The 10,916-nt window shown below is 74.4% G+C and carries 10 protein-coding genes; 4 read left to right on the top strand and 6 right to left on the bottom strand.

Annotated elements, in window-relative coordinates:
* Window positions 1–133 precede the first annotated feature (133 nt).
* From mshC to ACZ4W9_RS24980, 4 genes are all read right to left on the bottom strand, one after another.
* Window positions 134–1,366 (bottom strand): cysteine--1-D-myo-inosityl 2-amino-2-deoxy-alpha-D-glucopyranoside ligase, encoded by a 1,233-nt coding sequence (mshC, locus tag ACZ4W9_RS24995; protein WP_467939435.1) that lies wholly within the window; start codon window positions 1,364–1,366, stop codon window positions 134–136.
* A 127-nt stretch (window positions 1,367–1,493) separates the two neighbouring features.
* Window positions 1,494–2,318, bottom strand: coding sequence for an SCO1664 family protein (locus ACZ4W9_RS24990; protein WP_467939433.1), 825 nt, complete (start codon window positions 2,316–2,318; stop codon window positions 1,494–1,496).
* Window positions 2,282–2,872, bottom strand: coding sequence for a DUF3090 domain-containing protein (locus ACZ4W9_RS24985; RefSeq protein ID WP_467939431.1), 591 nt, complete (start codon window positions 2,870–2,872; stop codon window positions 2,282–2,284). Before ACZ4W9_RS24985 ends, ACZ4W9_RS24990 begins: the two co-directional genes overlap by 37 nt.
* Before the next feature lie 97 nt (window positions 2,873–2,969).
* Window positions 2,970–3,656: a histidine phosphatase family protein gene (locus tag ACZ4W9_RS24980; protein WP_467939429.1), complete on the bottom strand. Its 687-nt coding sequence runs from the start codon at window positions 3,654–3,656 to the stop codon at window positions 2,970–2,972.
* A gap of 61 nt (window positions 3,657–3,717) precedes the next feature.
* On the opposite strand from ACZ4W9_RS24980, the gene corA reads away from it, so the two are divergent.
* Complete coding sequence (corA, locus tag ACZ4W9_RS24975; protein ID WP_467939427.1) at window positions 3,718–4,713, top strand: magnesium/cobalt transporter CorA; 996 nt, start codon at window positions 3,718–3,720, stop codon at window positions 4,711–4,713.
* Window positions 4,714–4,879: 166 nt separating this feature from the next.
* On the opposite strand, the gene ACZ4W9_RS24970 is transcribed toward corA, so the two are convergent.
* On the bottom strand, window positions 4,880–5,935 hold the full coding sequence (locus ACZ4W9_RS24970) for an LLM class F420-dependent oxidoreductase (protein WP_467939425.1): 1,056 nt from the start codon (window positions 5,933–5,935) through the stop codon (window positions 4,880–4,882).
* A gap of 190 nt (window positions 5,936–6,125) precedes the next feature.
* Here ACZ4W9_RS24970 and ACZ4W9_RS24965 point away from each other — a divergent pair, with 190 nt between their 5' ends.
* Together ACZ4W9_RS24965 and ACZ4W9_RS24960 are read left to right on the top strand one after the other, a co-directional pair.
* A complete protein-coding gene (locus ACZ4W9_RS24965; RefSeq protein ID WP_467939422.1) occupies window positions 6,126–7,109 on the top strand; it encodes an aldo/keto reductase in 984 nt (327 codons plus the stop codon).
* The gene (locus ACZ4W9_RS24960) at window positions 7,106–9,814 is read left to right on the top strand and encodes a helix-hairpin-helix domain-containing protein (protein WP_467939420.1); all 2,709 of its coding nucleotides are present in this window, start codon (window positions 7,106–7,108) and stop codon (window positions 9,812–9,814) included. Before ACZ4W9_RS24965 ends, ACZ4W9_RS24960 begins: the two co-directional genes overlap by 4 nt.
* Window positions 9,815–9,897: 83 nt before the next feature.
* Here ACZ4W9_RS24960 and ACZ4W9_RS24955 read toward each other — a convergent pair whose 3' ends face one another.
* On the bottom strand, window positions 9,898–10,590 hold the full coding sequence (locus ACZ4W9_RS24955; RefSeq protein WP_467939418.1) for a hypothetical protein: 693 nt from the start codon (window positions 10,588–10,590) through the stop codon (window positions 9,898–9,900).
* A 47-nt stretch (window positions 10,591–10,637) separates the two neighbouring features.
* Here ACZ4W9_RS24955 and ACZ4W9_RS24950 point away from each other — a divergent pair, with 47 nt between their 5' ends.
* The gene (locus ACZ4W9_RS24950; RefSeq protein ID WP_014671721.1) at window positions 10,638–10,826 is read left to right on the top strand and encodes a DUF5703 family protein; all 189 of its coding nucleotides are present in this window, start codon (window positions 10,638–10,640) and stop codon (window positions 10,824–10,826) included.
* Window positions 10,827–10,916 lie beyond the last annotated feature (90 nt).

The raw sequence follows: 10,916 nt of genomic DNA, 5'->3' as shown, positions 1-10,916 counted from the left end.
TCACCGTCTTACCTCCTCCGGTGGCCGGGATCGGGGGGCTGCTCCCCCCCCCCCCCCCCCCCCCCCCCTCCTCCGTGTTCCGTCGCGGCGTTCCCCCGCGCCCCTTGCGGGGCGCTTCGCCTCGGAGTGTGTCCTACAGGGCCACGCCCAGCAGGGCGTCCACCGCCCTGGTCACCAGGCCCGGGGCGCCGGTGTCCGTGCCGCCCCGCTCTTCCTGCCGGGCCGCCCAGCGGTCCACGGCCGCGAGGGCGGTGGGGGCGTCCAGGTCGTGGGAGAGGGCCTCGCGGATCTCCTCCACCAGGGCGTCGGCGGCGGAGGGGCCGTCGGGGCGGGAGACCGCCGCGCGCCAGCGCCCGAGGCGGGCCACGGCGTCCTGGAGGACCTGGTCGGTCCACTCCCAGTCGGCCCGGTAGTGGTGGGCCAGCAGGGCGAGACGGATCGCGGCGGGGTCGACGCCGTCGCGGCGCAGCCCGGAGACGAACACGAGGTTGCCCTTGGACTTGGACATCTTCTCGCCGTCCAGGGCGACCATGCCGGCGTGCACGTACGCCTTGGCCATGGGGAACTCGCCGGTGAGCACCTGGGCGTGCGAGGCGCCCATCTCGTGGTGCGGGAAGGCGAGGTCGGAGCCGCCGCCCTGCACGTCGAAGCCCATGCCGAGGTGGTCCAGGGCGATGGCCACGCACTCGATGTGCCAGCCGGGCCGGCCGGGGCCGAGCGAGGCGCCGTCCCAGCTGGGCTCGCCCTCGCGGGCCGCCATCCACAGCATCGGGTCCAGCGGGTTCTTCTTGCCCGGGCGGTCCGGGTCGCCGCCCCGTTCGGCGGACAGCAGCCGCATGGCGGCGGCGTCCAGGTGCGAGACCTTGCCGAAGTTCGGGTCGGACTCGACGGAGAAGTAGATGTCGCCGTCCAGGTCGTACGCCGCGCCGATCTCACGCAGCCGCTCCACGAGCGGGACGATGCCGGGTATGGCCTCGACCGCGCCTATGTAGTGCCGGGGCGGGAGCATCCGCAGGGCGGTCATGTCCTCGCGGAACAGGGCCGTCTCGCGCTCGGCGAGGGCGGTCCAGTCGAGGTTGTCCCGCACGGCCCGCTCCAGCAGCGGGTCGTCGACGTCGGTGACGTTCTGGACGTAGTGAACCTGCCGCTTGGTGTCGAGCCACACGCGCTGGACGAGGTCGAACGCGTTGTAGGTCGCCGCGTGACCCATGTGGGTCGCGTCGTACGGCGTGATGCCGCAGACGTACAGACGGGCGACGGGACCGGGGTCGAGGGTGACCAGACCGCCGGTCGCGGTGTCGTGGATCCTCAGGTCGCGGCCCTGACCAGGCAGGGCGGGGACCTCGGAAGCGGGCCAGGCATGCATGTACATGAGCCTAACCGGCACCCGGCCGCGTATACGAACGGGATCGGGCCGGATGACCGGTTCGGCGTTCTTGAACATCGGCGCCGGATGTGCTGGGAGGCGGCATGCGCCCGGGCGCCGGACGGGTCTACACGGGTGGCCAGGGGATGGCGGGCCAGTCGCCGCCGGGCTCCGGGTGCCGGCCGGAGGCGAGCAGCGCGTCGACCCGCGCACGCGTGGCGTCGATTTCGGCCACGGTGATCAACGCGGCCAGCCGGGCGGCCAGCGGGCCGTCCAGGGCGTCCCGCAGCCCCTTGAGGACGCCGACGGCCTGGGCCGGGAGCGGCTCGCCGGCCCAGCCCCACAGCAGGGTGCGCAGTTTGTCCTCGACGTTGAAGGTGACGCCGTGGTCGATGCCGTAGAGCCGGCCGTCGGCGGTGGGCAGCAGGTGGCCGCCCTTGCGGTCGGCGTTGTTGATGACCGCGTCCAGGACGGCGAGCCGGCGCAGCCGCTCGTCGTCGGCGTGCACCAGCAGCGCGGTGCGGCCCTCGCCTACGTCGGCGAGACCGACCGCCTTCCAGCCCGGCTCCGGCTCCTCGCCGTCGACCAGGGCGAGCAGCTCGGCCTCCGCGTGGACGTCGATCCACAGCTGGCACATGCCCTCGCCGTAGGGCCCCTCGCGCAGCACGGTGGGCGGCACCAGCCCCCAGCCGGTGGCCTCGGAGACCTCGTAGGCGGCCACCTCGCGGCCGGCCAGGGTGCCGTCGGGGAAGTCCCACAAGGGGCGCTCCCCGGCGACCGGCTTGTACACGCAGGAGGCCTGGCGGCCGTCGAGGGCGACCGTGCAGAACAGGGCCGCGTTGGACGCCTCGCGGATCCGCCCGCGTACGGTCAGCTCACCCCGTGCGAGCAGCTCGGCCGGGTTCGGATCGGCCGTCACGCTCCGCGGCGGTATCCGTTCTGGCGCGGACATACGTGTCCTTCCGGATCGAGCGGGAGGCTGCACAGCGGGCACGGCGGCCGCCCGGCGTTGACGACGTCGAGGGCGCGCTTGGCGAAGGCCCGGGCCTGCGCGCCGGTCAGCCGGACCCGCAGCATCGGGGGTCCGTTCTCCTCGTCCTGGAGCAGGCGCTCCTCGGCCTCGGCGAGGTCTTCCTCGGTGTCCGCGTCCAGCTCGACCAGCGCCTGCGCCTCGACGATCATGCGCTGGTCCTCGCCGTCCCAGGCCAGGGCCATGGTGCCGACGCGGAACTCCTCCTCGATGGGAGTGTCGAGCGGTGCGGTGTCGGTGATCTCGGCGGGCGCGACGGCGGGGACGGCGGCGCTGCCGCCACTACGCCGTACGACCTCGTCCAGCAGTTCGTCCATGCGCTCGGCGAGCGCGGCCACCTGGGTCTTCTCCAGGGCCACGCTGGTCACCCGGGGGCCCGCGATGGCCTGGAGGAAGAACGTACGGCGCCCGGGCAGTCCGACCGTGCCGGCCACGAAGCGGTCCGGCTGGTCGTAGAGGAACACCTGACGGGACACGTCCTGTCTCCATTGGGTCGTGGTTTCCAGAGGTTCGGCGGTTGGCCGTACGGGAAAGCGAACGGGATGGGTCGCTTCACCCTACTGCGGCCGACGATCACGGTGCGCCCGCACCGCCCCCGACCGGTGCGTCGCCCTCGCCGGGTTCCTCGCGCGGGACGAGCGAAGCGAAGTCGCCGGTGTCGCCGAGCCGGACGAGGTACGGCCTGAGCCGGGTGTAGCGGATGGCGGTGACGGAGCACGGCTCGACGGAGATCCGCTGGAAGAGGTCGAGGTGCAGGCCGAGGGCGTCGGCGACGAGGGACTTGATGATGTCGCCGTGGGAGCACATCAGGTAGACGGCGTCGGCCCCGTGGTCGCGCTCCACGCGCGCGTTCCACTCGCGTACGGCCTCGGCGGCGCGGGTCTGCATGGCCCGCATGGACTCGCCGCCGGGGAAGGCGGCGGCGGACGGGTGGGCCTGGACGACCTCCATCAGCGGCTCGTCGTTCAGCTCGGCGAGCTTGCGGCCGGACCAGTCGCCGTAGTGGCACTCGCCGATCCGCTCGTCGGTGTGGGAGCGCAGGCCGGGGCGGTCCCGGAGCAGCGGGGCCACGGTCTCCTGGCAGCGCTGGAGGGGGCTGGTGACGACCTCGGAGATCGGCAGTCCGGCGAGCCGCCGGGGCAGCGCGGCGGCCTGCGCGGCGCCGCGCTCGTCCAGGGCGACGCCGGGCGTCCAGCCGGCGAGCAGTCCCGAGGTGTTGGCGGTGGAACGTCCGTGCCTTACGAGGATCAGCGTGGGCATGCGGCAAGGGTAGGCGCATCGGGAGGTGCGCCGATGACCGGGCGAAGGGAGAATGCGCTCCGTGATCGTCGACTGCGCCGTCTACCGGCACGGGCACCGCACCGAGGGGCCGTCGGACCTGTCCGACGCGCTCGCGGGGGCGCGGGCCGCGTGCGGCTTCGTGTGGATCGGCCTGCACGAGCCCTCAGAGCGGGAGTTCGACCTGGTCACCCAGGAGTTCGGGCTGCACCCGCTGGCGGTGGAGGACGCCCTGAAGGCACATCAGCGGCCCAAACTGGAGGTGTACGACGACTCGCTGTTCATGGTGCTGAAACCGGTGGTGTACGAGCCCGAGAGCGACACGGTCTCGGCCGGCGAGGTGATGGTCTTCGTCGGCGAGAGCTTCGTGGTGACGGTCCGGCACGGCGAGGGCGCGCCGCTGAAGGCCGTGCGGCGGCGGCTGGAGGAGGAGCCGGAGATGCTCGGCAAGGGCCCCACCTCCGTGCTGTACGCGATCGCCGACGCCACCGTCGACCACTATCTGGAGGTGGCGACGGAGCTGCAGAACGACCTGGACGAGCTGGAGGCGGAGGTGTTCCGGCCGGACACCGGCGGTTCCCGCAACACCGCGTCCCGCATCTACACGTTCAAGCGGCAGATCCTGGAGTTCCGCCGGGCGACGGGACCGCTGACGCTGCCGCTGACCCGGCTCGCCGGCAACGGTCCGCTGGGCACGTCGGTGCCGTTCGTGCACGACAAGTCCCGGCCCTTCTTCCGGGACGTGGGCGACCACCTCACGCGCGTGAACGAGTCCGTGGAGGCCCTGGACCGGCTGGTGTCGGACATCCTGTCGGCCCATCTGGCGCAGATGAGCGTCCGGCAGAACGACGACATGCGGAAGATCTCCGCGTGGGCGGCGATGGCCGCGGTGCCCACGATGATCGCGGGGATCTACGGCATGAACTTCGACCACATGCCCGAGCTGCACTGGGTGTGGTCGTACCCGGCGGTGATCGTGCTGATGGCCGTGCTGGAGGTGCTGCTGTACGGGCTGTTCAAGCGGCGCGGCTGGCTGTGAGGGCCGGTCCGGGCGCATCCGGACGGGCCCGCGGGGCGTGCGCGCGGCCGAGCGGACCGAAGAAGGGCTCCGGAGGTCGTAACCGCGCGGCACCGGGCGCGTTGTTCCCGGTGACGGCCGTGGCGGGGAAGACCCCCGAGCCCCCACCACGGCCGTGACATTCCCCTCACGCCAGTCCGGCACGCTCCAGGGCCTCGCTGCCGGCCCGCAGGGAGGCGAGCCGCTCCTCCAGCGTGAAGCCGGCCGGGGACAGGCTGAGCGTGGTGACCCCGGCGTCGGCGTAGGCCCGCATCCGGTCGGCGATGCGGCCGACGGAGCCCAGCAGGGTGGTCCGGTCGATGAGGTCCTGCGGGATCGCGGCGGCGGCGCCCTGCCTGTCCCCGGACAGGTACGTCCGCTGGATCTCGGCGGCTTCCTTCTCATAGCCCATGCGCTGGGCGAGCCGGTTGTAGAAGTTCTGCTTGGCGCTGCCCATGCCGCCCACGTACAGGGCGGTGTAGGGGCGGAAGGTGTCGGCGAGCCGGGCCACGTCCCGGTCGTCGCCGACGGCGATCGGCAGCGTCGGGCACACGTCGAACCCGTCCAGCGTCAGGCCCGCCTTCTCCCGGCCGGCCCGCAGGTGCTTGACGGTGGTCTCCTCCAGGTGCTCGGCGGAGGGGAAGATCAGCAGCGCGCCGTCGGCGATCTCGCCGGTCTGCTCCAGGTTCTTCGGGCCGATGGCCGCGATGTAGAGCGGGATGTGCTCGCGCTGCGGGTGCACGGTCAGCTTGATCGGCTTGCCGGGGCCGCCGGGCAGCGGCAGCGTCCAGTGCTCGCCCTCGTACGTCAGCCGCTCCCGGGTCATCGCCTTGCGGACGATCTCCACGTACTCGCGGGTGCGGGCCAGCGGCTTGTCGAACGGGACGCCGTACCAGCCCTCGGACACCTGCGGGCCGGAGACGCCGAGGCCGAGCCGGAACCGGCCGCCGGAGAGCGAGTCGAGCGTGGCCGCGGTCATCGCCGTCATCGCGGGCTGGCGGGCGGGGATCTGGAAGATGGCGGACCCGACGTCGATGCGCTCGGTCTGCGCGGCGACCCAGCTGAGCACGGTGGCCGCGTCGGAGCCGTAGGCCTCGGCGGCCCAGCACACCGCGTAGCCCAGCCGGTCGGCCTCCTGCGCCACGGCCAGGTTGTCGCCGTCCATTCCGGCACCCCAGTAACCGAGGTTGATCCCGAGCTGCATGCGCGATTCCCCTTACCCGTGAGTAACGTGCCTGTGGGGCAGACCATAGCGCGGGGACGGCGAGGGGCGGCAGAGCGGCGGCGGGTCCCGCGCCCGCCCCGGCTCCCTGCGGCACGCGGCCCGGACCTCTCCGGTCGTGGTTGTCCACAGGCCACCCGCCACACCGGTTCCGGCCAGTAATCTCGCCCGCATGGAGCAGAGGCATCTCGGCCGTACCGGCCTGCGCGTGTCCAGGATCGGACTCGGCACCCTCACCTGGGGGCGGGACACCGACGAGCACGACGCCGCCGACATGCTGAAGACGTTCTGGGAAGCCGGCGGCACCCTCGTCGACACCGCCGACGTGTACGGCGACGGGGAGGCGGAGTATCTGCTCGGACGGCTCATGGACGGGCTGGTGCCCCGGCGGGATCTGGTCGTCTCCACGAAGGCCGGCAGCGTGCCCGACCCGGACCGCCGCTTCGACGGCTCCCGCGGCCATCTGCTCGCCGCGCTCGACGCCTCCCTGACCCGCCTGGGCACGGAGTACGTCGACCTGTGGCACGTGCACGCCTACGACCCGAAGACCCCGCTGGAGGAGACCCTCCAGGCCCTCGACCTCGCGGTGAGCAGCGGCCGGGCCCGGTACGCGGGCGTCTCGAACTTCTGCGGCTGGCAGCTGGCCAAGGCGGCCACCTGGCAGCTCGCGGCACCCGGCGCCCGCACCCGGCTGGCCAGCACCCAGATGGAGTACTCGCTGCTCCAGCGCGGTGTGGAGCGCGAGGTGCTGCCGGCCGCGCTCGACCTCGGCGTGGGCCTGCTGCCGTCCTCCCCGCTGGGGCGGGGCGTGCTGACCGGCAAATACCGGCACACCACTCCCCCGGACTCGCGCGGCGCCTCCGAGCACCTCGCGCTGTTCGTCGAGCCGTATCTGGACGACACCGCGACGCGCATCGTGGACGCGGTGACGACGGCGGCCGACGGGCTGGCGGTGACCCCGCTCCAGGTGGCCCTGGCGTGGGTGCGGGACCGGCCCGGGGTGGCCGCGCCGATCGTCGGCGCGCGCACGGCGCAGCAGCTCACGGCGGCGCTGTCAGTGGAGACCCTTAGTCTTCCTGACGAGATCTGCCGGGCGCTGGACGATGTGTCGGCGCCCGTACACCGCTATCCCGATCACGACTGGAGCACGCTGTGAGCACGGAGCCGGAGACCACGGAGGAAGCCGGGCCGGGGACGCCGGACACCCGTGAGACACGGGAGGGGGACACCGGCGCGGGCACCGAGGGCACGCCGGCCGGGGGCACGGACATGGAGGGCGGTACGGCCGCGGAGGAGGGCCCGGAGGGGGCCGAGGGTGCCGAAGGAGGCGCCGACGCCCGTGCCGAAGGACGTGCCGAGGGGGGCGTCACTGCCGAGGAGGCGGATTCCGCCGACGGGGCAGGTGCCCCGGAGGGGGCCGGCGCCTCGGCCGGGGCCGGTGCTTCCGAGGAGGCCGGTGCTTCCGAGGGAGCCGAGGGCGCCGGCGCCGAGGGCGGTGCGGCCGGGCTGTCCGAGGGGGAGGCCGAGCTGGCCGCGCAGCGGATCGAGCGGGAGCGGATCGAGCGGCGCAAGGCCGGGAAGAAGGCCCCCATCGACAGCGGCGCCAAGCTCAGCGGCAAGGCGGCCGACCTGCTCGCGGCGGTCCGGGCGGTGGAGACCGGCGAGAAGCCGGTGACCGCGGTGTTCGCCGAACCGGCACCGGCCCCGCGCCGCCCCGCCCCGGAGCCGGGACGCCGCCCCCAGCCCGCCCCCGCCCCGGCCGCACCCGGCGTCCCCGCGCCGGAGACCGTCGACGCCGTGCGCCGGGTGCTGACCGAGGGCGGCGCGCCGGACACCCTGGCCCCGCAGGTGGCTGCGGTGCTCGGCGAGGGCGCCGGCACCGCGCTCCGGGAGGACCCCTGGCAGCTGCTCCGCGTCGGCGGGGTCCGGCCGGAGCAGGCCGACGGCTTCGCGCGGGCGCTGCTGGGTCCGGACTGCCGCCCGGACGACGAGCGGCGGGGCCGGGCGCTGACGGTCTGGCTGCTGGAGCAGGCGGCCGTGGCCGGACACACCGCCCTGGAGCTGCCCACGCTCACCGCGGCGCTCGGCCGGCAGGGGGTGCCGGACCCGGACGCGGCGGTGCAGGGCGCGCTCGCCGAGGGTGAGGCGCTGGCGTTCCAGGACACCCTGGAGGAGCCCGGCGCGCCCACGCCCCGGGAGACCGACGAGGAGCAGGAGCCGCCGGTCCGGGTCCTGGTCGGTCTGGAGCGGTACGCCCTGGCCGAGGAGAGCCTCGCCGACGGCCTGGCCCGGCTGGCGAACTCCGTGCCCGAGGAGGCCGGGCAGGCGTGGGAGGCGGTCACGGCCGGGCTGTCCGGCGGCGCCGCCGAGCTGGCCCGCGCGGTCGCCGGACACGGCCTGGTGCTGCACACCGGCGGCGAGGCGGCCCGCGCCGAACCGGCCGCGCTGCTCGCCGCCGCCCGCGCGGCGGGACTTCGGGCCTACGCCGCCTGCCACACCCCTGACGGCCGCCACCGCCTGACCGCGCACCTGGGCGAGGCCCCCGGGCGGCAGGGGGCGGGCACGGGCCGGCCGGGCGGAGACGGCGGGTGGCCGGGGGAAGATCCCGCACGGCAGGGCATGGACGCCGGACGGCCTGGCGAAGCCGCCACGGAGCAGGGCACGGAGCCGGCGCGGCACGGCGGCCACCCCACGGACACGGGCGCCCACCCGGCGCGGCACGCGGCGGACCCGGCAGGCCACGCGGCGGAATCGGCACGCCACGCGGCGGACCCGGCGCGGCGGGGCGAAGCCGACGGGCGGCCGGGCGAGGCCCCCGGGTGGTCGGGCGAGCACCCCGGGCGACCGGGCACGGAGCGTGCGCGACCCGGTGCGGACCCCGGGCGGCCGGCCGCCGGCCCCGGCGTACGAGGTGTGGTCACCGTGGCCGGTCTGCTGGGCGGTGCCGAGGGGCCCGGGCGGGATGCCGACGGGGCCTTGGAGCTGGATCTGCTGATCGTGCTGGACGCGCCGCAGCTCGACGTGGAGAGTGCCGCGATGCTGGTGGAGTCGCTGCCCGACGGGGCCCGGCTGGTGCTCAGCGGTGACCCGGGGGTGCTGTGGTCCGCCGGGCCGGGCCGGGTCTTCGCCGACCTGCTCGCGGCCCGCGTCTGCCCGCAGGCCGTCTCCCGCGTCCCGGACCCCGGCCCCCTCGGCGAGCTGGTCTCCGGCATCGGCGCCGGCGAGCTGAACCAGGTCGCGGCCCCCGGCAAGGAGATCGTCATCGTGCCGGTGCGGGACGCGGGCGAGGCCGTGCACCGGACGGTGCAGCTGGTGGCGGACTCGGTGCCGCGGGCGCTCGGCGTCCCGGCCGACCAGACCGTGGTGATCACCCCGGGCCACGGCGGGGCCGCGGGCACCCGCGCGCTGAACTCCGCCCTGAAGGAGCGCCTGAACCCCGGCCCCGGCCGGTTCGGCGGCTTCGACCCCGGCGACCGGATCGTCTACTCCCCCGCGCCGGGGCGCACCGTGCCGGGCGTGGTGGTGAAGGCCGACGCGGAGGGGCTGCACCTGTCGTGCGCCGGCGCCCCCGTCGTCGTACCGCGTGAGCGGGTGGAGGGCGTCGTGCGGCACGGCTGGGCGCTGACCGCGCACCAGGCGGTGGGCGCCCGCTGGCCCGCGGCGGTCGTGGTGCTGCCCGGCGACGCCGCCCAGGCGCTCAGCCGCCCGTGGGTGTACACGGCCTTCGGCCGGGCGGACCGGCACCTGTCCGTGGTCCACGGCGTGGAGCAGGCCCTGCCGAGGGCGGTCGCGGAGGTCCCGGCCAAGCCCCGCACCACGCGTCTGGCGACCCTGCTGCGCCCACAGGTCCCGGCGAGCTGACCTGGCCGTCCACCCCCGCCGCCGCGGGGTGCGGACGGTGGTGCCGTGACGGGCCCGGCCCGCACGGCACCGCCGGGCCTGTTTCACTTGTCGGCGTCGAGCGGCTCCAGCTCCTCTTCGTCGTCCTCGACGAAGTCCAGCTCGTCCTCGTCCTCGTCGTCGGCGGCCGCGTCGTCGTCGAAGACCGCGCTCACGTCGAAGCGGCACACCACCGCCTGCGGATCGATGTGCTCGAAGGGCGCCGCGAGCCACTCCCCTGCCTCGGGCGGTTCCTCCGCCGCCGTGACCCAGAGCGTGGAGTCACCCTCCTCCAGGCCGAATTCCTTGTGCCGGGAGGCGATCTCGTCCGGCTCGAACTCGCCGAACAGGATCCCCAGCGCGCCGGGAACGGACCCGGCGGCCTCGTCGTCCCCGCCTTCGTCGTACTCCGCCGCCTCGACCCGCTGGGCCTGCGCCAGCAGCCGCTGGGGTTCCGCGACGGTGTAGTCGCGGCGGATCAGCACACTGATCGCATGGGGCTCCTCGGGCCCGGCGTACGGCGGCAGTGCGTCCTCCGCGCCGGGGATCTCGAAGGGTGTGACCTCGTCGAATCGGTCGTAGAGCAGCTCGTCGTACGCCTCGGCGGCTGCGGCCAGCTGGTTGAACGCCTCGGAGACGGCCGGGTCGTCCTCCCCCGACCTGCGTTCGATCGCAGCGAGATGACGGTCGAGCGCGGTCTTGACCGCCTCGGCGGCGGCGCGTACCTCGGCAGCGGTGGGCTGCGCAGCATCAGACATAGTGCAGACGCTATCCGTACCAGGCACCAGCCCGCACAATAGATGCGATGCCGGAATACGAATTTGTCGACGTGTACGTGCCGCGCGGGGTCTCCCGCAAGGAGGCGACACGTCTGCTGACGGATCATGCCGAGTACGGACACTGGGAGTTGGACCGACTGAGTCTGTTGCGCGACGGCAGTCGCAGGGTGCGGCTGCGCCGGCGGATCATCCGCCAGGTGCGAGCCACATGGTGAGCCCGGGGATGTGATCGAGCACGAACGGAGCGGGCCCCGCCGGCATGGCAGGGCCCGCTCCGTTTTCCGCTCACGGCCGTGCGCTCAGCG

This window comes from Streptomyces sp. NPDC029296 (genome assembly GCF_055569255.1).
Note: the sequence above shows the minus strand (reverse complement) of the source record. Positions and strands in the feature narration are given on the sequence as shown.